Source organism: Clostridium grantii DSM 8605, from assembly GCF_900129965.1.
Taxonomy (GTDB): Bacteria; Bacillota; Clostridia; order Clostridiales; family Clostridiaceae; genus Clostridium_AF; species Clostridium_AF grantii.
This window is the reverse complement of record NZ_FQXM01000014.1, coordinates 1-23,097: the sequence shown is the minus strand read 5'-3', so window position 1 is coordinate 23,097 and position 23,097 is coordinate 1. Positions and strand designations below refer to the sequence as shown.

General features: G+C 28.8%; 14 protein-coding genes. 12 read left to right on the top strand and 2 right to left on the bottom strand.

Annotation, left to right across the window (positions count from 1 at the left end):
- Positions 1-9: 9 nt before the first annotated feature.
- From BUB83_RS12555 to BUB83_RS12540, 4 genes are all read left to right on the top strand, one after another.
- Positions 10-1,479 (top strand): response regulator transcription factor, encoded by a 1,470-nt coding sequence (locus BUB83_RS12555; protein WP_073338820.1) that lies wholly within the window; start codon positions 10-12, stop codon positions 1,477-1,479.
- Positions 1,480-1,612: 133 nt separating this feature from the next.
- Positions 1,613-2,947: a glycoside hydrolase family 30 protein gene (locus tag BUB83_RS12550; protein ID WP_073338819.1), complete on the top strand. Its 1,335-nt coding sequence runs from the start codon at positions 1,613-1,615 to the stop codon at positions 2,945-2,947.
- Positions 2,948-2,998: 51 nt separating this feature from the next.
- Positions 2,999-6,181 (top strand): cellobiose phosphorylase, encoded by a 3,183-nt coding sequence (locus BUB83_RS12545; RefSeq protein ID WP_073338818.1) that lies wholly within the window; start codon positions 2,999-3,001, stop codon positions 6,179-6,181.
- A 224-nt stretch (positions 6,182-6,405) separates the two neighbouring features.
- Positions 6,406-7,272 (top strand): DUF1002 domain-containing protein, encoded by an 867-nt coding sequence (locus BUB83_RS12540; protein ID WP_073338817.1) that lies wholly within the window; start codon positions 6,406-6,408, stop codon positions 7,270-7,272.
- Between the two features lie 72 nt (positions 7,273-7,344).
- On the opposite strand, the gene BUB83_RS12535 is transcribed toward BUB83_RS12540, so the two are convergent.
- Positions 7,345-8,433: a GerAB/ArcD/ProY family transporter gene (locus BUB83_RS12535; RefSeq protein ID WP_073338816.1), complete on the bottom strand. Its 1,089-nt coding sequence runs from the start codon at positions 8,431-8,433 to the stop codon at positions 7,345-7,347.
- 145 nt (positions 8,434-8,578) lie between these two features.
- Positions 8,579-9,751, bottom strand: a complete 1,173-nt coding sequence (locus BUB83_RS12530) for an MFS transporter (RefSeq protein ID WP_073338815.1) — start codon at positions 9,749-9,751, stop codon at positions 8,579-8,581.
- Between the two features lie 367 nt (positions 9,752-10,118).
- Between BUB83_RS12530 and BUB83_RS12525 the strand changes: the two genes are divergently transcribed.
- From BUB83_RS12525 to BUB83_RS12490, 8 genes are all read left to right on the top strand, one after another.
- On the top strand, positions 10,119-11,177 hold the full coding sequence (locus tag BUB83_RS12525) for an energy-coupling factor ABC transporter permease (protein ID WP_073338814.1): 1,059 nt from the start codon (positions 10,119-10,121) through the stop codon (positions 11,175-11,177).
- 66 nt (positions 11,178-11,243) lie between these two features.
- Positions 11,244-12,056, top strand: coding sequence for a cobalt ECF transporter T component CbiQ (gene cbiQ / locus BUB83_RS12520; protein ID WP_073338813.1), 813 nt, complete (start codon positions 11,244-11,246; stop codon positions 12,054-12,056).
- Positions 12,053-12,790 carry an energy-coupling factor ABC transporter ATP-binding protein gene (locus BUB83_RS12515; RefSeq protein ID WP_073338812.1) on the top strand — a complete coding sequence of 246 codons (738 nt, stop codon included), beginning with the start codon at positions 12,053-12,055 and terminating at the stop codon, positions 12,788-12,790. Before cbiQ ends, BUB83_RS12515 begins: the two co-directional genes overlap by 4 nt.
- Positions 12,791-13,038: 248 nt before the next feature.
- Positions 13,039-15,366 carry a PAS domain-containing sensor histidine kinase gene (locus tag BUB83_RS12510; protein WP_073338811.1) on the top strand — a complete coding sequence of 776 codons (2,328 nt, stop codon included), beginning with the start codon at positions 13,039-13,041 and terminating at the stop codon, positions 15,364-15,366.
- Positions 15,367-15,656: 290 nt separating this feature from the next.
- The gene (locus BUB83_RS12505) at positions 15,657-17,117 is read left to right on the top strand and encodes an NADP-dependent glyceraldehyde-3-phosphate dehydrogenase (protein WP_073338810.1); all 1,461 of its coding nucleotides are present in this window, start codon (positions 15,657-15,659) and stop codon (positions 17,115-17,117) included.
- A gap of 113 nt (positions 17,118-17,230) precedes the next feature.
- Complete coding sequence (locus BUB83_RS12500) at positions 17,231-18,403, top strand: aldo/keto reductase (RefSeq protein ID WP_073338809.1); 1,173 nt, start codon at positions 17,231-17,233, stop codon at positions 18,401-18,403.
- A 226-nt stretch (positions 18,404-18,629) separates the two neighbouring features.
- Positions 18,630-20,504 (top strand): molecular chaperone HtpG, encoded by a 1,875-nt coding sequence (gene htpG / locus BUB83_RS12495; RefSeq protein ID WP_073338808.1) that lies wholly within the window; start codon positions 18,630-18,632, stop codon positions 20,502-20,504.
- Positions 20,505-20,735: 231 nt separating this feature from the next.
- A complete protein-coding gene (locus BUB83_RS12490; RefSeq protein WP_073338807.1) occupies positions 20,736-22,742 on the top strand; it encodes a methyl-accepting chemotaxis protein in 2,007 nt (668 codons plus the stop codon).
- The last annotated feature ends 355 nt before the right edge of the window (positions 22,743-23,097 follow it).

The following is a 23,097-nucleotide window of genomic DNA, read 5'->3' as shown; positions in this document are numbered from 1 at the left end:
GGGGATTATATGAGAAAAATATTAATTGTTGATGATGAAGAATTAATAAGAAATGGCTTAAAGGTAATGGTTGAAAGATACAAAGAAGATTACTATGACATTACAACATGTCATGACGGAACATCAGCTAAAGAACAAATAAAGGAAAATTATTTTGATATCATAATTACTGATATAAGGATGCCCAATTTAACAGGTATTGAACTAATAAAAGATATTAGAAATAAGGAACTAAATACCTATATAGTTATAATAAGTGGATATGATAGTTTTAATTATGCCTCTGAAGCTCTAAAATGTGGGGCAAAGGCATATTTGTTAAAACCAATTAAAAGAAATGAATTGTATGAAACTTTACAAAGTATTGAAGAAGATATAAAACTTGAACATAGTACAAATGTGGAAAAAATCAATTATATTTTATTTAACGAAAAAATCTCAAATAAGGATATAAATAAAATTTTAAATAATATTAGACAGGAATTTTTATATGACAAATTTACTTGTTTTGTTACTCGTATGAAAAATAAAGATTCAAAGGAGAAGTTATATTCTTATATTGATGATGATAAAACAATCTTATTTAATGATTACAAAGGAAATTTAGTTATTTTTTCTAACTCAGTAAAGAAAGTAAAGAAAATTATAAAAGATAGTAGTGAACTTTATGATTTATCAATAGGAATGAGTTCAGAAAAAGAAGGAATAGATGATATTAGAAAATCATATGAGGAAGCTTTAACATCCTATGAATATAGAGTATTTTATGAAGGAAAGCATATTATTAACTATCCTGAGCTTGAAATTAAATCTAGAAAAAATACTCTTGATGAAAATTTCATAGAAAATATAAAAAATTCTATTGGGTTAGACAGAATAGAGGATATTAATAATACTTTCAATTCTATTATAGATGTAAACAACTTAAGCAAATACAGTTTACAATATATTTTACAATTCCAAAAAAGTATCTTTGAGATTATTCTGGATATTGACGGAAGAATTAATATAGAGGAGAATTTATTGAAAGAACAAATTAATAAACTTAGTTCAATTTATAATTTTGAGAACATTGTTATATTTATTGACAGATTAAAAGAAACGTTGTATGAATTAAATAAGGAAATATTAGTAATTAATAGTAAAAGTTCCAGTAATAATTCTTTAATAAAAGCAGTTGAGTATATAAATAATAACTTCGATAAACAAATTAATCTTGCCGTAGTGGCTAATTATGTTTCAATGAATTATACCTACTTTTCTGAGATGTTTAAAGAATACACTGGAGATAGTTTTGTTAATTATTTGAAAAAGATAAGAATAGAAGAAGCTAAAAAATTATTGACTAATCCGGAATATAAAATATATGAAATTGCCACAGAAGTAGGATATGATGACTCTAAACATTTTTCTAAAATATTTAAAAAAATAACTGGAGTAACACCAAATGAGTATAGAAATAACGTTTTAAATAATTAGATTTTATAGAATTAAGAATAGAAGCTCAAATTTAAAGTGAAGCAGCAAAGTTTAAAATCCTTAAAAACTAAGGTATAATACACTAAAAAAATGGTAGCGCTAACATAAAAACAAATCAAGAGAGGTTGATATTATGAGAAATTTAAAAATTATTCAAACAGCTAAGAATTCAGAGGATAGATTAACTGAAAAGGAATCCTTAAAATTAGCAGATGAAAAAAAATATGACACAACAATAAGTATTAATGAGGAAAATAAATTTCAAAAGATTGTTGGTTTTGGAGGAGCTTTCACAGAAGCTGCAGCTTATACTTTAACGAAAATGGAAGAAGAAAAAAGGAAAGAAATAATCAAAAAATATTTTCATCCAGTAGAGGGAATAGGCTACTCTATAGGACGTGTTCATATTCATAGCTGTGACTTTGCACTAGGTAATTATACATACGTTGAAAAATATGATACTGAACTTAAAACTTTTGATATTTCTCATGAGAAAAAATGGGTTATTCCTTTTATCAAAGCTGCAGAAGAAGTGAGAAATGATAAAATTATGTTATTAGCTTCTCCTTGGAGTCCACCTGAATGGATGAAAACAAATGGAGAGATGAATAATGGTGGAAAATTAATTGAAGAATACGCAAGTGTATGGGCAAGGTATTATGCTAAATTTATAAAATCCATGAAAGAAGAAGAGCTAGATATTTGGGCAATTACAGTGCAAAATGAACCGGCTGCTACACAAGTATGGGATTCATGTATTTACTCCGATGAAGAAGAAAGAGATTTTATAAAAAATCATTTAGGACCTACTCTAGAAAAAGAAGGATTAGAAGATATTAAAGTTTATATATGGGATCATAACAGAGATATTATTGTAGAAAGAGCTGAAAAAGTTTTAGATGACCCTGAGGCAGCAAAATACGTTTATGGGGTAGCAAATCATTGGTATGTTTCTGAAGAATTCGAGAATCTTTCAAAAGTACATGATAAATATCCAAACAAACATATTTTATTTAGTGAAGGATGCCAAGAAGGTGGAGTTCACTTAGGCTCATGGCTAACTGGTGAAAGATATGGTAGAAATATGATTGGAGATTTTAATAACTGGCAAGAAGGTTGGTTAGATTGGAACCTTATTCTTGATGAAACAGGGGGACCAAACCATGTAGGAAATCTTTGTGATGCTCCAATAATTGCAGATACAAAAACACAAGAGATTCATTATAATAGCTCATATTACTATATCGGACATTTTAGTAAATATGTAAAACCAGGTGCAGTTAGAGTAGAAGTTAAAGTAGAAGGTAATACTAAGTTGCAAAACGTAGCCTTTTTAAATGAAGATGGCACTAGTGTAATGATATTAATGAATGAAACAGATAACAGTGAAAGTTTAAATCTAGAAATAAACAATAAATACGCATCTTACACTTTATTACCGCACTCAATTGTAACAGTTTTAATTTAGAAGCCTAATTTAATAAGTTAATTAAAACATAAATAAAAAGGAGAGTAAATTATGTCAGTAGAATATAGTTTTAACGATAAAAATCAATTTATGATAGAAGATTATGATAAAGCAAAAACTTTTGCAAGTTTTTTACCAGGTATTGCAGGTGTTGATGGTATACCAATGTGGTCTTTTTATGTAAATAGAGGGCAAGGAATGGGGAGTTTCGGTGTTAAAGATAAAGATAATACTATAATGGAATTTTTCCCTGCTAATTTAATGTATAAAAATATAGAACTACAAGGATTTAGAACTTTTATAAAATACCAAGGTAAAATTCATGAAATTTTTTCTTCTATGTCACAAGACCAAGTTGAAAGAAAAATGGCAATTGAGAAAAATATATTATCCATTGAAGAAGTGAATAAAACTTTAAACTTGAAAATTAAAGTAACATATTTTACAATGCCTAAAGAAGATTTTGCTGCAATTGTAAGAAAAGTAGAAATTGTTGATTTGAATAATAATGAAGTGGAAATTGAAGTGTTGGATGGGTTAACACAAATTCTGCCTTACGGAGTTAGTAATTCGGCTTATCAATCAATGGCCAATTTAAGTAGAGCTTGGTTTGATGTTTATAATCTAGAAAACAATATTCCATACTATAAGGTAAGAGCAACTACAAGTGATTCTTCAGAAGTAGGAGAAGTAACAAAAGGGAATTTTTACTTAGCTTTCGCTTCAAACAATGAAGGCTTGCTACCAACTATATTTGATGTAGATGTTATATTTGGAACAAATACATCTTTAACTTATCCAGCAGGATGGGATTGCTCAGTAGAAGAATTAAATAAGCGTATTCAAATTCCACAAAACAAGGTATCAGGAGGATTTACAGCTGTTAAAGCCTCAATAAAAGATAAATTTACTTTATGTTCAATTATTGGTCATATAGCGTCCCCAGAACTTATAAATGCTAAAAAGCATAATTTCACTATGGAATACATTAAAAATAAAGAGTTTGAAGCAAGAAAATTAGTGGATTCTTTAGTAGAGGACACTAAAACAAAAACATCAAATGCTTTATTTGATAAATATATTGATTCATGTTATTTGGATAATATCTTAAGAGGCGGATATCCTTTAGCTATAGAAGCGGGGGATAAAAATCATATTTATCATGTTTTTTCTAGAAAACATGGAGATACAGAAAGAGAATACAATTTCTTTTCTTTAGAACCGGCTTATTATTCTCAAGGAAATGGTAATTTTAGAGATGTAAATCAGAATAGAAGAAGTGATATATTATTTAACCCTAAGGTGAAAAATTTTAATGTAAAACAATTTATGAGTTTAATACAAGCGGATGGGTATAATCCTTTATCCGTTAAAGGCTCTACCTTTACTTTTGATAATTCATATATGGATGAAGTTTTAAATTATTTAGAAAAGGGGAAAGAGGGATTTAAGAGTATTTTAGAGGAGAACTTTACTCCTGGCGATATTATAACATATTTATGTGAGAATAATATTGATTTAAGTATATCAAATGATGAGTATTTAAATCTTATATTAAGTAAATCTACTCAAAATTATGAAGCGAACTTTGGAGAAGGTTATTGGACAGATCATTGGACTTATAACATGGATTTAGTAGATACTTATTTGAATATTTATCCAGACATGTTGGAAGACTTTTTGTTTGAAGAAATGGATTATAAATATTTTGATAGTCCAGTAAAAGTTTTAAAAAGAGAAGAAAAATATATAATTAAAAATGGTAAAGTTCGTCAATATGGTTCTATATTTGAGGATGAAAAGAAATGCCATGATTTAGGGATAGACATAAAGGGTACAAATTGGTTAAAAACAGAAGGCGGAAAAGGAAAAGTATATGAAACAAATCTTTATGCTAAGCTTATTTCTCTTGCTTTAAATAAATTTGTAACAATGGACCCTTATGGTATGGGTATTGAAATGGAAGGGGAAAAACCTGGTTGGAATGATGCAATGAATGGATTACCAGGATTATTCGGCTCTGGACTAAATGAAACTGCTGAACTTAAAAGAATTGTTGAATTTATAGTAGAAGTATCTTCTAAATTCAATAAAGATTTTATGTTTCCAGTAGAAATGACAGAATTACTGATGCACACAGAAAAAACTTTAAATAGATATTTAAATGAAGAATTTGAAGAGTTTGAGTACTGGAATAAAATAGCTACCTTAAGAGAAGAATATCGTGAAAAAATATACTACGGTATTGCTGGAGAAGAAGTAAAACTTTCTTCAAAAGAAATTCTTCAAGCCTTTACAAAGTTTAATCACAAAATAAATAAAGGTCTTGAGAAAGCGCTAGAGTACGGTAATGGTATATATCCAACTTACTTTACTTATGAAGCTAAAGAATATGAGATAATAGAAGGCAAAGTAAATCCGGTAAATGGATATCAAAATGTAAAAGTCAATGCCTTTGAATGTAAGCCTATGCCTTTATTTTTAGAAGGACCTGCTCGTACTTTAAAAAGTATGAAGGATATAAACAAATCCAGAACTCTTTATAAAGCTATAAAAGAAAGTGATATTTATGATAAAAAACTTAAGATGTATAAAACTTCTGTTCCATTAGATGAGTTAAGTAATGAAATTGGAAGAGCAAGAGCCTTTACTGCTGGATGGTTAGAAAGAGAAGCTGTATTCCTTCATATGGAATATAAATATTTGTTAGCTCTTTTAAAAGCCGGTTTATATAATGAATATTATGAAGACATGCAAACCACATTAACTGCTTTCCTTGATCCACAAGTTTACGGAAGAAGTACTTTAGAGAATTCATCCTTTATAGCTAGTTCTGTTAACCCAGATGATGCGGTTCATGGTAGAGGCTTTGTTGCAAGACTTAGTGGGTCTACAGCGGAAATGTTAAGTATTTGGTTTATAATGATGGCAGGGGAAAAAGTATTTACTTATGAAAATGATAAATTACAATTAGAATTAAGTCCAATTCTTCCAGCATGGTTATTTGATAATGAGGGCAAAGTATCTTTCACATTCTTGGGTAAAACAGAGGTAACATATCATAATCCTAAAAAATTAAATACTTATGGTGAAAATAAAGCTGTGGCAGATAAAATTATTATAACTGTAAATGAAAATGAAAAAATTGAATTAAAAGGAAACATAATTACAGAAGATTATGCTAAAGCTATAAGAGATGGAAAGATTAATAAAGTAGACATTTATTTCAAATAAGAATTTTGTGTAAAACAAATAAACAGTAGAGTATTTTCTACTGTTTATTTTCATATGAATAATAAGTAAATTTTATTAAAGAATCTTATAAAAAGCTTGTTAAGTAAACATATTAGAAGTAAAATGATAGAATCAAATGTGAATTTGATATGAGATTAATTTCAGTAAACAAATCATCTAAACACATTTATAATTTAACTATCATTTTACAAAGGAGAATATGAATGAAGAAAATATTAGTACTTTTATTATCATTGTTGTTAATGACCTCAGTAGTTGCTTATGGAGATAGTTTTAAAGTTGTAAGCTTAGGAAATGATCTATCAGAAAAACAAAAAGCAGATATGCTTAGTATATTTAATGTAAAAGAAAGTGAAGCAGAAATTATTTTAATTACCAATGAAGATGAGAAAAGCTATTTGAGCGGTATAGCATCATCATCTCAAATTGGTACAAGAGCAATATCAAGTGCATATATAGAACCATTACCAGAGGAAAGTGGATTAACAGTTTCTACTATTAATCTTACATGGGTTACTGAGACTATGATAGCTAATGCATTAACTACTGCAGGAGTAAAAGATGCAAAAGTGATTGCAGCAGCACCCTTTAATGTTTCAGGTACTGCGGCACTTACAGGTATAATTAAAGGCTTTGAAAAAGCCACTGACACAAAATTAGATGTGGATGCTACAAATGCAGCTAATATGGAAATAGTAACTACCGGAGAATTAGGTGAAGATATAGGGCAGGAAAAAGCTGCAGAATTTATGAGTGATTTAAAAGAAGACATAGTAAAAAATAAGCTCTCAAGCCCAGAAGAAATAACTGCTGCTATTGAACGACTTTCCAAGGACTACAATGTACAATTATCAAAGGAGCAAATAGATCAAATCATAGACGTTATGCAAAAGATAAGTAAATTAGATATAAATATAGATGATATTACTAGTCAGTTAAAGAACATTAGTGGTAAAATATCACAAGTACTTGAACAGGGAGAAGAAACTAAATCATTTTTAAGCGGGATTAGCGAAATCCTTAAGAATATTGGGGAATGGCTAAAAGGAATTGTTTCAAGAATTGCTTAAGTGTGTTTAAATAATAATTATCTTAGACAGCAGAAATATTCTGCTGTCTTTAATTTATAAAATGGTATTCGATCAGGGTTTACTAAAGTATTTATTTCTTACTTCAGCAGTAACCCATATAATAATAGGAAAAAACATTTGAAAGGGTAAGGCATAATAAGGAAATACTTGCGCTACCCATTCGTAAAAAGCCATGACACTAGTATGCAAGTAATAACAAATATTTACCATTAATATAGAAGTAGGAGTTACTATGAAACGATAATCACTACAGTTTGCTATTTTTGAAACACCTTTGCAACTACATAATACTAGTATGCTTATCTTAATGTACTGACCTATAATAAAAATAAGGGCTGATACTATTTCTAATCTTTGGTCAACAGTTAGGACATTTATTCTCTCGGAAGTTGCAAAAGAAGGAAAGTAAGATATGGAAACGGTAGAAACACCTAATACTAAGATATTGGTTAAAGATGTAATTAGTATTAATATTCCACCAAGTAACAAACCTAAAGTGTAAATTTTATAAGGAGATTTCTTGCTTTTAAATTTTGAAAAAAACATTGTGAATAATATAGTTTGACCAAAAGGAAAAGACCAAGATGTGAATGCTCCCTTTAACACAGGTCCCATGCCATTATATAACACTGGTAATAAATTATTTATATTCATATCAGGTATTAGAAATAGAGATCTAACCAATATTAAACCAACGGGGATAACTATAAAGGTCTCTGACCACCTACCCATAACATTGATACCTTTATTTACCATAAACGCAATTAAAATGCTAATGCAGATCATTGGTACAATTAAAGGTGTTTTAGAGAGATTTGATACAATAACAAATTGAGAAAAATTCCTTAAAACTTCAGCTGCTGAATGAAATACAAAAAAAGTATATAAAAAAACTATAAGCTTGCCAATAAATTTTCCAAAACAAGTTTCAATAATATCAAACAAATCTTTCTCAGGAAAGATAACATGAAGCCTTGATGAAATAATAACTAGTGGCATAGATATTAGTATGGATATAATAATTGCTAGCCATACATCTTTTTTAGCGTCTAATCCTGGAACTACAATTGAAGATGAACCAATTATAAACAATACTATAAGGCAAACACCTTGTTTATCAGTAACAAGTTTTTCATTCATTAAAACATCTCCTAACTATGATTAAATAAAAGAGAAAAATTTGCTATAAAAATTATTGCATTATAAATAAGTTTGCCCAAGTTATAGAAAAGATATGAAAAAAATCACCCCAATGAGGTGATTGAATGCAAAAGTAGTGTTTATATTATCTTTTAGCATCTATTGATTTTATTTTAGGGTCAAAATGAGTGTTAAGAGGAATTAACAAACACAATGCAATTAATGTGAAAAAGAAAAATAATAAGTAAATAAAGTTAATGGAGTGAGTCTTTAGGATGAAACCTCCAATAAAGCTACAAAACCAGTTTCCAAAACCAAAACCTATTGCACTGATTATTGTTATTGCAGTGGTAACTATAGTATTAGGTACAATCTCTTTAAGATAATGCATTATGCAAGGCTGCATTAATCCGAATCCTACTCCTTGCAACAAAGTAGCACCATATATTATAAAAATATTTGGTTCCAAGAAATAAAGAAACCATCTTAGTGAAGTAGCTAAAATTGAAATAAATAGAACATTTACTACTCCGACTTTTTCAATTATAGTTTTAGAAGCTAACATAAACGGAACTTCACTTATAGCAGACACAAAAAACAAGGTTCCGATAATTGTGAGGGTAGTACCATTATTTATCATGTAAAGACCTAAGTATGAATTGTTTGCTAAAAGAGTACTAAAACTAAACATGGAAATCAAAACAAGAAATATAAACTGTGGCATTGAAAGCATCTTAAATAAATCACTTTTAAAGCTACTTTTTTTTTCGGATTTTTTTGTGACTTTTCCTAAAGGGAACTTAGCCACAGTTAAACAACATAGTAGCATTATTATAGAATATAAATAAAAGATGATTCTTAAGCCGAAATAATCAGTAACATAACCAATTACTAATGTTGATACAGCAAATCCAATTGATCCCCATAATCTCATGGAACCATAATTTACGTTATGGGTATGGGCAAACTCTAGAGCAAAACGATCTGACAAAGGAACTATACCACAGTAAAAGAAAGAAAATATAAAAACCATGAATACAATAACAGGTACATAATTGATATTAGCTAATAGAATTGCCAAAAAAGCAGCAATAATCATAATAGAAAGCAATATTAATTTAAATTTTTGACTATAATCACTGATATAGCCCCAAATTGGTTGTCCTACTATACTTATTAAAGGGATAAACGACATAATAATACCAACGGATGGTTTACTAATCATTAACTCTTTATTTAGATAAACCGGCAATAGTGGTAAAATAATCCCTACTGCAAAGAAATAAGAAAAATAATAACTTTTAAAAATTTTTTTCACTAAATGTCCTCCTACTTGATTTAATTGTCTTTATTAAAAATTCACATAAGTTGATTATAGTATATAATTATTGATTTTTCTACATTTATCTTTAAATGTACTTGATTATAGGTTAAAATAAGCATAACATATGTTAACTGAATAAGCTGTAAGGGCAACAAATAGATAATATAAAGAGTTGACTAAGTATATTTTTATATGATATATTATAAATGTAGAGGTCACGAAGGCGTCTTAATAAACTTTTTTAGATATTTGAACTAAAACTTAAATTCAAAATTTAAACAGTAAATATAAACCATGAAGGTATGTCGTTATCGACCATCTATCATGGCTTTTGTTTTTTGTATTAAGGGGGTATTTTTATATGCATATGGCAGATGCATTAATTTCACCTGTAGTAGGTGGAACAATGCTGTTTTTATCAGCGGGAATTGGAATCTATTCAGTAAAAAAAGTAGAAAAAGATATTGAAGACAATAAAATTCCTTTGATGGGAGTAATGGGAGCTTTTGTTTTCGCAGCTCAAATGATAAATTTCTCTATTCCAGGTACAGGCTCTAGTGGACATATTGGAGGAGGACTATTATTAGCTATTTTATTAGGACCTTATGCAGGTTTCTTAACAATGGCGGCGGTACTTTTAATTCAAGCTTTTTTCTTTGCTGATGGAGGATTATTGGCTTATGGAGCAAATGTGTTTAATCTTGGGTTTTACACTTGTTTTATTACCTACCAATTAATATTTAAGAAAGTAACGCTAAAAGGTTTTTCAAGGAAAACAATATATATAGCCTGCATTTTGTCAGCTGCAATTGGGTTACAGATGGGGTCCTTAAGCGTTGTTTTGGAAACAGTATTATCAGGCAAAGCAGAATTGCCTTTTAAATCATTCCTTATATTAATGCAACCAATACATCTTGCAATAGGAATTACAGAAGGATTTATAACTGCCGCAGTAGTTTCTTTCGTTTGGAATACAAGACCAGAGTTAATAGAAAGAACTACTAAAGGGCTTTCCTTAGGAAATATATCAATAAAAAAAGTGTTAGTTACCTTATCTTTGGCAACTTTAATAATTATAGGTGGATTATCTTGGTTTGCTTCTTCTAACCCTGATGGATTAGAGTGGTCTATTGAAAAAATAACAGGAAGTGATGAACTTGAAACAGAAGGGGTAGTGTATTCTACTATGGGGAAAATACAATCCTTTACATCTATATTTCCAGATTATAGTTTTAAGTCTGAGAAAAAAGAAACTGAAGAAGAGTTAAAAGATATGATAAGAGAAGAAAAATTGGAAAGCAATTCTGAAACTGTTTTAGTAGCTGTAATTGGTGGAGGGATAACATTGTTTATTGCATTAATGACTGGGTTTAGTATAAATATATATAAACGTAAGAAAAATAAGAAACAAGATATTTAACTAAGGATATAGTTAACAGTGTTTTAATATACTGTGAAAATATTTTATTTAAGGATTGATTAATATATGGCAAAGATTATAGACTCAATTGGAAATATACGTTTTTTGGACGAATTGTCCTCTAAGAATACAACAATTCATAGGTTAAATCCTGTAGTCAAATTGATAGTAACACTAATGTATTCAATTTTAATAGTCTCTTTTGATAAATATGATATTATAAGATTAATACCATATATATTTTATCCCATCATTATCTTTAATTTAGCAGACATACCTTTTATTCCTATATTAAAGAGAGTACTTTTTGTTTTTCCAATTGTAATAGGAATAGGAATTTTTAATCCTATTTTGGATAAAGAAATTTATGTTATCTTGCTAGGAATGAGCGTTTTATCAGGATGGGTATCCTTTATTTCCTTGTTAATAAAATGTTTATTGACAGTTCTTGCCGCCTTATTATTAATAAGCACCACTAAAATTGAATCAATAGCTTACGCTCTTAGAAAATTATTGGTTCCTAAGATATTTATTATGCAATTGCTGTTTACCTATAGATATATTTACGTGCTTATAGAGGAAGTTTCTAGAGTATTAAGAGCCTATCACTTAAGGTCAGCTATGAAAAAGCGCGTTTCATTTAAAAACGCAGGTTCATTGTTAGGACAAATATTATTAAGGTCTTTTGATAAAGCAACTAGAATATATAATGCCATGAGATTAAGAGGTTTTGAGGGAGAATATATTTTTGAGGAAAAGAAAAGTATGAATATAGCATCTATTAGCTATTTACTATTATGGACGGTTTTCTTTGGATTTGCAAAAATTATTGATATACCTGAATTGTTTGGAAGTATACTAATGGGGGTGATTTCATGAGTCATCATTTTGTAGAATGTACCGATGTAAAATATATTTATCCGGATGGAAAAGAAGCAGTGAGTAACATATCTTTTAGAATAAACCATGGAGAGTCAGTTGGAATTATAGGGGCTAATGGAGCAGGAAAATCAACTTTATTAAATCTGTTACTAGGTATTATTCTACCAACTAATGGAGAAATAAATGTGGGGGGAACAAAAATCACAAAAAAAACATTGAGTTTCATTCGTGAGAGAATAGGGCTAGTTTTTCAAGATTCAGATGATCAACTTTTTATGCCTACGGTTTACGATGATGTTGCCTTTGGTCCACGGAATTATAAGTTAGAAGAAGTAGAAGTTGAAAGACGAGTTATGCAAGCTTTGAACACAGTTGGAATTGTTCATTTAAAAGATAGACCTCCATACAAATTATCAGGGGGAGAAAAACGTGCGGCTGCAATAGCTACAATATTATCTATGGAGCCTGATATACTAATTATGGACGAACCTTCCACAGCCTTAGATCCAAAATCAAGAAGAAGCTTGATAAACTTATTGAAAGAATTTAAACATACAAAAATTATAGCTACTCATGATATGGATATGGTTTTAGATGTGTGCGATAGAACGATTATTATAAATAATGGTTCTGTGGTGGCTGATGGACTTACAAAAGACATTCTATTAAACGAAGATTTATTAAAAGAATGTTCTCTTGAATTACCTTTGTGTGTTCAAGGATATAAATAATAAAAACGCTATTTATAAGCCAATTTTGAGTAGGTTCTATGAATAGCTTTTTGTTGTGTTATATTGTGTGTTGTTTGTTGTGTTGTACAAGGAAGAATTAGAAGTGCAATAAGAAAAAAATGTAAATAAAGGAGTTGTCTTAATATCAAATATATGGTATAATTACATGTATTTTCATAGAAATTACTTTGAATAGAATCTTGTAATTACAAGGTTTTTATTTTTATATTTATGTATAAGGGGGAAACATGAATTTAAATAATAATGATCAAAATAGTTTTATTAATATCTCCTTTAGTGAAAATTGTATAAGCAAAGTTAGCAGAGAATTTACTTATTATACTGGTTATTCACATGAAGATTTAAAAGGAAAAACAATTAGTGAGTTTTGCTTTTTAATGAAGATTTTAGATTTTGAAAAATTCAACAGTTCCTTAAATAGTTATAAATGCTATTTATTCTCAAAAAATTCCAAGCCATTAGAAGTATCAATTTTTTCATGCTTTTCATTTAATAAAAATGAAAGAGTTTGTTTTTTTTCCTTAATAAATGATTCAGAAGTGGAAGAAAAATTCCAGTTCGCAGAAGATGTTCTTGGTAATAATGAAATAGGTATAAGTATATACGATTTTCCTACTTTACAGCTTCTTAAGACAAATGAAGCTTATTTATCATATTTAAAATTTCCATACAATGAGTTAAAGAATGTAATAGGGATAAAAAAATCGGATATAGTAAATGATAAAGAATGCAATGATATTATGGATTTGTGGATGAGTGCAATAAAGAAAAATAAGCCTTTACACTTTAAGAATTATAAACATGAAGATAGTAATAAAGTAATTACATATTGGAATTATTCAATAATACCTGTAATAGTCGATGGTAAAATAAAATATATAATTGAAACACATTTGGACGTGACTGAGCATAATTTTAATAAGATAATTATGGAAAAACAAGCCGATGAAATTAGGGAACAAAAAGAACAACTGGAAACAATAATTGAAAACATAACTGATGCCTTATTTATTTTTAATAAAGAAGGAGAATATATAAAATTAAATAAAACAGCACGAGAATTTTATGATGAATCATTGTCAAATATTGAAGTAGTAGGAGATTGCAATAGGTTAACTCGCTTTTATGATACAGACAATAATCAGATTCCTTTTGAGCAAATTCCTGGTAATAGGGTTTTAAATGGTGAAACTCTAGTAGCTGAGAGAATAGGTTTAAAATATAAAGATGGAATCAAATATACTGATATCAATGGAACCCCTATTTTCAATGAAAATGGTGAGTTTACAACAGGTATATTATGTTGTAGAGATACTACAGAATTAGTCAAATATGAAGAGGTTTTGCAGGAACAAAATGATTGTTTGAATCATTTAATTGATACTATGAATTTATCGGTTATTAGATTGTCTGTTCCTGAAACAAAAGTCACTGCATTAAATAGAAAAGCTTTTTCAATAGTTAAAAGTATACATCCAGAGATAAAAGAGTTGTTTTCTATTAAAGGAGAAAAGTTTCAAGATATATTACCTTTTTTTGATGATAAAGAAATCATTAAGCGTTTTAACAAAAATAAAAGAGAAAAGGCTATAACTAGGGAACATACAATAACAATAAAAGGAGAAGAACAGTATTACAATTTAATATATCATCCTATCATAGGGTTGAACGGTAGTTTAAGTGAGATAGTTGTAATAATAATAGACTTAACTAAGGAAAAAAAAGCTAAATATTTAGTGGAAAAAAATCTAAAAATGCAAGAGGAATTTTTTGCAAATATGTCCCATGAATTAAAAACTCCATTAAATATAATTTTTAGTACAATTCAGTTATTGGATTTCTATAATAATTCAAATTCTTTAATAAATAAAAAAAATAATATAGATCATTATATAAAGATTATTAAACAGAATTGCTATAGACTTACAAAGTTAGTTAATAATATAGTTGATATATCTAAAATTGAATCTGGATATTTTGAAATTCATTTATCTAATGAAAACATTGTTAGTATAATAGAAGGAATTGTGCAATCCGTAGCTGGATTCGTTGAAAGTAAAGGATTATCAATTGTTTTTGATACCAATGTTGAAGATAAAATAATTGCTTGTGACCCTAACGGAATTGAAAGAGTTATGCTTAATCTTATTTCCAATGCTATTAAGTTTTCAAACAAAGGAGATACTATATTTATAGATTTATATGATAAAGGAGAAACTGTAGATATAATAGTTAAGGATACTGGTATAGGAATTAGTAAAGAAAATTTAGAAATTGTTTTTCAACGATTTAAACAAGATGATAAATCTTTATCTATAAATTCAGGAGGAACTGGTATAGGTTTATGTTTAGTAAAATCCATTGTTGAGATGCATAAAGGAAGTATATTGTTAGATAGTGAAGAAGGTAAAGGAAGTAAATTTACTATAAAGTTTCCAAGCAAAATCATAAATGAGAATAATAATGAATACTTGATAAAAAATGATTGTTATGAAAGTAACTATGAAAGTAAGGTAGAAAATATAAATATCGAATTTGCAGATATATATGGATAGCTAAAATTAAATTATAGTATTATAGGTATCCCAGTTCAACTATTAATTTATAAGTGTCCAAAACTCCTAGAAACATGGAGATTTTGTACAAGTTTAAATTAAGTTTCACAATGGGACCCCTATAGAATCAATTCTAAAATATTAATTTAGGATTGGTTTTTTTTTAGGTAAATAAAAAATAGTTGATATTTATTATTATATAATATATACTTATAAATAATAATAAATATAGGTCTGCAACTTAAATGTAATTTACAACTTAAATAAAATATAAATAGAAGGTGATTTTAATGTTTAAAGAAATTCAAAACGAAAATAATTATAAAAATTTAATAAATGGTAAGTGGGTAGATTCACAGAGTAAAGAAATTATATGCACATTTTCACCAGTTGATGGAAGTAACATAGCATGCATGCAAGCTATGACAAAAGAAGAAGTTGATGAAGCAATAAATGGAGTTAAAGAAGCTTATCCTAAGTGGGCTGCTTTTACTTCCACAGAAAGAGCTAATGTATTACTGAAAGCAGCAGATTTACTAGAAGAATCAGCAGAAGAATTAGCGGAAATAATGGTAAGAGAGATAGCAAAGAATAAGAAAAGTGCTTTATCGGAAGTAATACGTACCGTAGATTTTATTAGATATACTGCCGAAGAAGGAAAAAGGATTAAGGGAGAAACATTAGAAGGCGATACTTTTAATGGATACACTAAAAACAAAATGTCTTTTGTAAAAAGAGAGCCATTAGGTGTAGTTTTAGCAATTTCACCTTTTAATTATCCAGTTAATTTATCAGCATCAAAGATTGCACCAGCTTTAGCAGCAGGGAACGGTGTGATTTTCAAACCACCAACTCAAGGAGCAATAAGTGCCTTACATTTAGCACAAATTTTTCAAAAGGCAGGGTTGCCTGATGGAGTACTAAATACTGTTACAGGTAGAGGTTCAGTTATAGGAGATTATTTGGTAAATCATAAAGGAATAGATTTTATTAATTTTACTGGCAGTAGCAAAGTTGGAAAGCATATTGCTGAAATGTCAGGCATGATACCTATGATGATGGAATTAGGAGGCAAAGATGCAGCAATAGTTTTAAAGGATGCAGACTTAGATGATACTGCTAAAGCGATCGTTAGTGGGGCATTTAATTATTCAGGACAAAGATGTACAGCTGTAAAAAGAGTTTTAGTTTTAAACGAAGTAGCTGATGAATTAGTTGAGAAAATAAAAATGGAAGTTAAAAAGCTATCAGTAGGGTTACCAGAAAATGATGCAGATATTACTCCATTAATTGATTTGAAATCTGCAGATTTTGTTCAAAGTTTAATCGATGATGCTTTAAATAAAAATGCAACTTTAGTACTTGGAAACAAAAGAGAGGGTAATTTGATGTATCCTACTTTGCTAGATAATGTTACCGAAGAAATGCTTGTAGCGTGGGAAGAACCTTTTGGACCACTTCTACCAATTTTAAGAGTTGAATCAGTAGAAGAAGCCATCAGAATTGCAAATGCTTCAGAATACGGACTTCAGTCAGCCGTATTTACTAAAGATATTGATAGCGCTTTTTATATCGCTAACAAGTTAGAAGTGGGGACGGTTCAGATAAATAACAAAACTGAAAGAGGACCAGATCACTTCCCATTTTTAGGAGTAAAGGCTTCTGGCATGGGAACTCAAGGCATTCGTTACAGCATTGAATCTATGACTAGACCTAAAGCTATAGTATTAAATTTACACCTACAGAATTAATTCTGTAGGTGTTTTACCGATTTAAGAGAAAATAGTTTCAATAGTATGAAAACTTGACTTAAAGTACACTTTAAGGTGTAATATGAAAATAATAACTATAAGGAGTGTATTTTATGTTATATAGAAATTATGGGAAGACTAATGAAAAGATTTCGGTATTAGGATTTGGATGTATGAGACTACCTATTATAGACGGAGTTTCAAGTAATATTGATGAAAATCAAGCAATAGCTATGATTAGACATTCAATAGATGAGGGTATTAATTACATGGATACTGCATATCCTTATCATGGAACTGGAGCAGGAACAGGGGGGGCTAGCGAACCTTTTGTGGCAAAAGTACTTAAAGATGGCTATAGAGAAAAAGTGAAATTAGCTACAAAGTTACCAAGCTGGTTAATAAAAACTAAAGAAGATATGGATAAATATTTAAATGAACAATTAATGAGACTTGAAACAAATTACATAGATTTCTATTTAGTGCATGCACTTAACGCTAACACCTGGGCTAATTTAAAAGAACTTGGTATAAATGAGTTTCTAGATAAAGCGATTAAGGATGGTAGAATAAAGCATGCTGGATTTTCTTTTCATGATAAATTGCCTGTTTTCAAAGAAATTGTTGATTACTATGATTGGTCATTTTGCCAAATTCAATATAATTATCTAGACGAATATCATCAAGCGGGAAAAGAAGGCTTGGAATATGCCGCTGAAAAAGGCCTTGGAATTGCAGTAATGGAACCTTTAAGAGGTGGAAAAATTGCAAATAATCTTCCAAAAGAGATTATGAGTGTCTTTAATTCCTCTGAGGTAAAAAGAACACCCGTAGAGTGGGCATTGAGATGGATATGGGATAATCCCAAAGTATCAGTTATTTTAAGCGGAATGAGTAGTATGGAGCAAGTAGTTGAAAATATAAAAATTGCTAGTGAATCAGAAGCTAATACACTTAATGCATCGGAAATAGGAATAATTGATGAAGTAAAGGAAATATTTAAAAGTAGAATAAAAGTTAATTGCACTTCATGCGAGTATTGTATGCCTTGTCCTGTTGGAGTGAATATTCCACAGAATTTTAAATTTTATAATGACAGTTTCTTATTTGATAATCCAGATAGCAATATACATGATAAAGAAAAGCATAAAAAATCATATCTAGGAAAAATAAAAGAAGAAAATAGGGCATCAGCTTGTGTTGAATGTGGAAAATGTGAAGAACATTGCCCTCAGTTTATTAATATTAGAGATGAATTGAAAGTTGTAAAAAGTTTATTCGAATAAACGTAGAAAAAGAACAGTGGTTTCATTATTTTTTGAAAGAAGCATATACCATTGAATTAAGGTAGATCCTCCCATGTCTTTACTATGTAATTAATGTATATAGATATTGACATAAATCTGTAAATGTGGTATATAATTAATAGAACTGTTAGCACTCGAAGTTAACGAGTGCTAACAGAAGTATGATAAAAATTTATAATAAAGTACTATGAAGGGAGAGATTTAATTGGAAAAGAAACAATTTAAAGCAGAATCTAAAAGATTACTAGATTTAATGGTTAATTCTATTTATACTCATAAGGAGATATTTTTAAGAGAGCTGATTTCTAACTCTAGTGATGCTATTGATAAAATTTATTACAAAGCATTAACTGATGAGAGTTTAAGTTTTAATAAAGATGATTACTTCATAAAAATAGAGGCTCAGAAGGATAATAGAATTTTAAAAATATCTGATAAAGGTATTGGTATGAGTAAAGATGATTTAGAAGAAAATTTAGGGGTAATAGCTAATAGTGGTTCTTTTAAATTTAAAAAAGATACTGAATTAAAAGATGGCTATGACATCATTGGTCAATTTGGTGTTGGTTTCTATTCAGCATTTATGGTATCGGAAAAAATAACAGTTATTTCTAAAGCATTAGATAGCGAAACAGCTTATAAATGGGAATCAGATGGAGCAGAAGGATATAGTATAGAACCATGTGAAAAAGAGGAAGTAGGAACAGAAATTACTCTTACTATTAAAGAAAATACTGAAGATGATAATTATGATGAGTATTTAGATGAGTATAGATTAAAATCTATAATTAAAAAATATTCAGACTTTATAAGATACCCTATAAAAATGGATGTTTCAGAAAGTAAATTAAAAGAAGGCAGCGAAGACGAATACGAAGAATATGTAGAAGAAAAAGTTGTAAATAGCATGATTCCTATTTGGAAAAAGAATAAAAGTGAGCTTACAGATGAAGATTATAATAATTTTTATTCTGAAAAGCATTATGGTTACGACAAACCAATTAAACATATACACGTTAGTGCTGAAGGTATGGTTTCGTATAAAGCTTTACTTTACATTCCTGAAAAAACTCCTTATGATTTCTATACAAAGGACTATGAAAAAGGATTGGAATTATACTCTAATGGAGTATTAATAATGAGTAAATGTGCTGATTTAATACCAGACTATTTTAGTTTTGTAAAAGGTATTGTAGACTCAGAGGATTTATCTCTTAATATTTCAAGAGAACTATTGCAGCATGATAGACAATTAAAACTAATAGCTAAGAACATTAAAAGCAAAATAAAAAGTGAATTAGAAAGTGTTTTAAATAATGAAAGAGATAAGTATGACGAATTCTACAAATCATTTGGAAGACAATTAAAATTTGGTGTTTATAATGATTATGGAATGGAAAAAGATTTCTTACAAGATTTATTAATGTTCCATTCTTCAAAAGAGAAGAAACTTGTAACATTAAAAGAATATGTAGAAAGAATGCCTGAAGACCAAAAATACATCTATTATGCTTCTGGAGAATCAAATGAAAGAATAGAAAAACTTCCTCAAACAGAGCTTGTTGCTGATAAAGGATTTGAAATTCTATACTTAACAGATGATATCGATGAATTTGCTATTAAAATTTTGATGAGCTACAAGGAAAAAGAATTCAAATCAGTATCAAGTGGAGATTTGGGAATAGAGTCAGAAGAAACAAATTTAGCAGAAGATGATGCAGAAAATAAAGATCTTTTTGAACATATGAAGAGTGTTTTAGCTGATAAAGTTAAAGCAGTTAAAGTTTCAAAAAGATTGAAAAAACATCCTGTTTGTTTATCAAATGAAGGGGAAGTTTCTATAGAAATGGAAAAAATACTTAGTGCTATGCCAAATAGTGAAGGTGTAAAAGCGGATAAAGTATTAGAGATTAATGTTAACCATGAAGTATTTACATCTTTAAAAGATGCTTTTGAAAATGATAAAGATAAATTAGATTTGTACACAAACTTATTATACAATCAAGCTTTATTGATAGAAGGATTACCTATTAATGATCCAGTAGAGTTTACAAATAATATCTGTAAAATAATGAAATAGAGAGTTTAAAAGTCTAGCCAATAATTGCTAGGCTTTTAGTTTTTATAAATCAATATCTTATCAATTGACAAGAAAACCTAAAATAGTTTATTATATATGTATAAATTCAAGTTGTAATTTTAAAGATATTAAACAAATGAAAAGAATGGTTAAAAAAATAAGATTAATTTTGGATAATCTTAAAGAAAAATCAAAGTATTAAAAGACTAGGTAATTTGGGGAGGATAAAAAGTGAAAAAGTCGTTGCAAATGAAAAAATCTATGAAGGCAGAAAAACGTGGAAAAAAGCATAACTCACTACAGGGTAAAATATTACTTTTGGTTACTACTTTAATGATTACATCTATTTCCATTATCGGGGGAGTAAATTATTTTAAAACAGATGCAATTGTTAGAGAATCATTACAAGACCAAAGCTTTCAACTTATTAAAAATGTTGATTTTTCATTAGAAACTTTTATGGGTACAATGGAGAACAATATGAAAATGGTTGAAGGTAGTAGAATGTTAATCGGTAATCCTACAGAAGATGAAAAAAATAATATACGTGGTTTTTTTGATATGATGATTAATGATAATGCTGATATTGCAGCAATATATTTAGGAACTAAGGAAAAAGAAATGATTATAGCTCCTGCTCAGGAACTACCAGAGGGTTATGATCCAACTTCTAGAGGGTGGTACCAACAAGCTGTTGAAGCAAAAGATATTATATGGACTGAACCTTATGTTGATGCGATTACTGGCAAATTAGTAATAACAGTGGCAAAACCATTAATTGTTAATAATGAAATCTTGGGAGTTTATGCAATAGACGTATATTTAGATGTTATCGCATCGTATATATCAAATATTAAGCTAGGGAAAACAGGATATTTCACTATGTTAAATAAGGATAATATTATTGTAGTACATCCAGACAGTGAATTGATTGGTAAGGAATTACCTGTTGAGGAATTAAAGAATGCTATAACAAAAGAAAGTAAAGGAGCTCTTGATTACACTTATGATAGAAATTCAAAATATGCGGTATATGACACTTTAGAAAGCACTGGTTGGAAAATAATAGGTACAGTAGATCATAAAGAAAGCAAAGCAGCTTCTTATAAAATTCTTCTGAATACAATATTGACTGGTATCATAATTTTAATACTTGGTATGTTAGTTGGATACTTTGTTGTGGTAAAAATAGTTCGTAATATAAGAACTATCTTAGGAGATATTGAGAAAATTGGTGATGGTGATTTATCTATAGTCGGAAAAATTAATAGTAATGATGAGTCAGGTATGTTATCAAATAAGTTAAATCTGATGGTAGAAAAATTAAATGAGGCATTGTCTAACATCCACTCCTCATCCCAACAGGTAGCAGCAGGATCTGGACAAGTATCAATGTCTGCACAAACATTATCACAAGGAGCTACAGAGCAAGCAAGCTCTATTGAACAAATAACTTCGTCTATGACACAAGTCGCTGCACAAACAAAACAAAATGCTGCAAATGCTAATGAGGCAAATAAACTTTCAGAAATAGCTAGAATAAATGCTGTTTCTGGTAATGAACAAATGGAGGACATGTTAAAAGCAATGTCTGACATAAATGAATCTTCTTATAACATTTCTAAGATAATAAAAGTTATTGATGATATTGCATTTCAAACTAATATTCTATCACTGAATGCTGCTGTTGAAGCTGCCCGTGCTGGGCAACATGGAAAAGGTTTTGCTGTGGTTGCAGAAGAGGTAAGAAATCTAGCATCTAGAAGTGCAAATGCTGCCAAAGAAACTGAAATGATGATAAATGATTCAATTAAAAAAGTAGATTTAGGTTTAAAAATAGCTGAAGATACTGCTAATGAATTAGTTAAAATTGTAAAAGATATTACAAAGGCTACTACGCTTGTAGGTGATATTTCAGAAGCTTCTAGACAACAATCAGTTGGAATTGAACAAGTTAATCTAGCAATTGAACAGGTTGCTCAAGTAATACAAAGCAACTCCGCAACAGCAGAAGAAAGTGCTGCTGCAAGTGAAGAATTATCTGGACAAGCTGAATTCCTAAAACAAGAAGTAGCTAAATTTAAATTAAAAAACACAACGAGCCTCTCTGAGTCTAACATTGACGAATTTAATCCAGAAGTTACTAATATGCTTAAGAATATGAGTAAAAATAGTAATAGTTCACAACATGGAAAATTAAGGATTGATTTAAGTGGCGATGAATATAGTAAGTATTAATATGATTGATTAATTAAAATATTTAATGGAAGAATCCGATGGAAGTAATTATTCCATCGGGTTCTTATTTTATATATGGATTTGGCATTTTAGTATTTATTGAAGTTTCTTTAGATATATAATCAATATCATATATTGTTGAATATTATTAAAAACATTAATCAATTAAATTGTCAGCTTATTTAGCTATTTAAGTCTGTTAATATTGTATTATTTATGATATAATTTATTTAGTTAAAAAAATTAATCAATTATCTATATAATAGACTCTCGGAATAAATTGAAAATAACATTAAAAAAAGTAATAAATTAACTGGGAATTCTATTTGTGTTCTAAAAGTAGCTTAATTTAGTA

Bases quoted from the DNA above. Each gene is read 5' to 3' on its own strand.
- BUB83_RS12555 (WP_073338820.1), top strand. From the start codon at position 10: ATGAGAAAAATATTAATTGTTGATGATGAAGAATTAATAAGAAATGGC.
- BUB83_RS12550 (WP_073338819.1), top strand. From the start codon at position 1,613: ATGAGAAATTTAAAAATTATTCAAACAGCTAAGAATTCAGAGGATAGA.
- BUB83_RS12545 (WP_073338818.1), top strand. From the start codon at position 2,999: ATGTCAGTAGAATATAGTTTTAACGATAAAAATCAATTTATGATAGAA.
- BUB83_RS12540 (WP_073338817.1), top strand. From the start codon at position 6,406: ATGAAGAAAATATTAGTACTTTTATTATCATTGTTGTTAATGACCTCA.
- BUB83_RS12535 (WP_073338816.1), bottom strand. From the start codon at position 8,433: ATGAATGAAAAACTTGTTACTGATAAACAAGGTGTTTGCCTTATAGTA.
- BUB83_RS12525 (WP_073338814.1), top strand. From the start codon at position 10,119: ATGCATATGGCAGATGCATTAATTTCACCTGTAGTAGGTGGAACAATG.
- cbiQ (WP_073338813.1), top strand. From the start codon at position 11,244: ATGGCAAAGATTATAGACTCAATTGGAAATATACGTTTTTTGGACGAA.
- BUB83_RS12515 (WP_073338812.1), top strand. From the start codon at position 12,053: ATGAGTCATCATTTTGTAGAATGTACCGATGTAAAATATATTTATCCG.
- BUB83_RS12510 (WP_073338811.1), top strand. From the start codon at position 13,039: ATGAATTTAAATAATAATGATCAAAATAGTTTTATTAATATCTCCTTT.
- BUB83_RS12505 (WP_073338810.1), top strand. From the start codon at position 15,657: ATGTTTAAAGAAATTCAAAACGAAAATAATTATAAAAATTTAATAAAT.
- BUB83_RS12500 (WP_073338809.1), top strand. From the start codon at position 17,231: ATGTTATATAGAAATTATGGGAAGACTAATGAAAAGATTTCGGTATTA.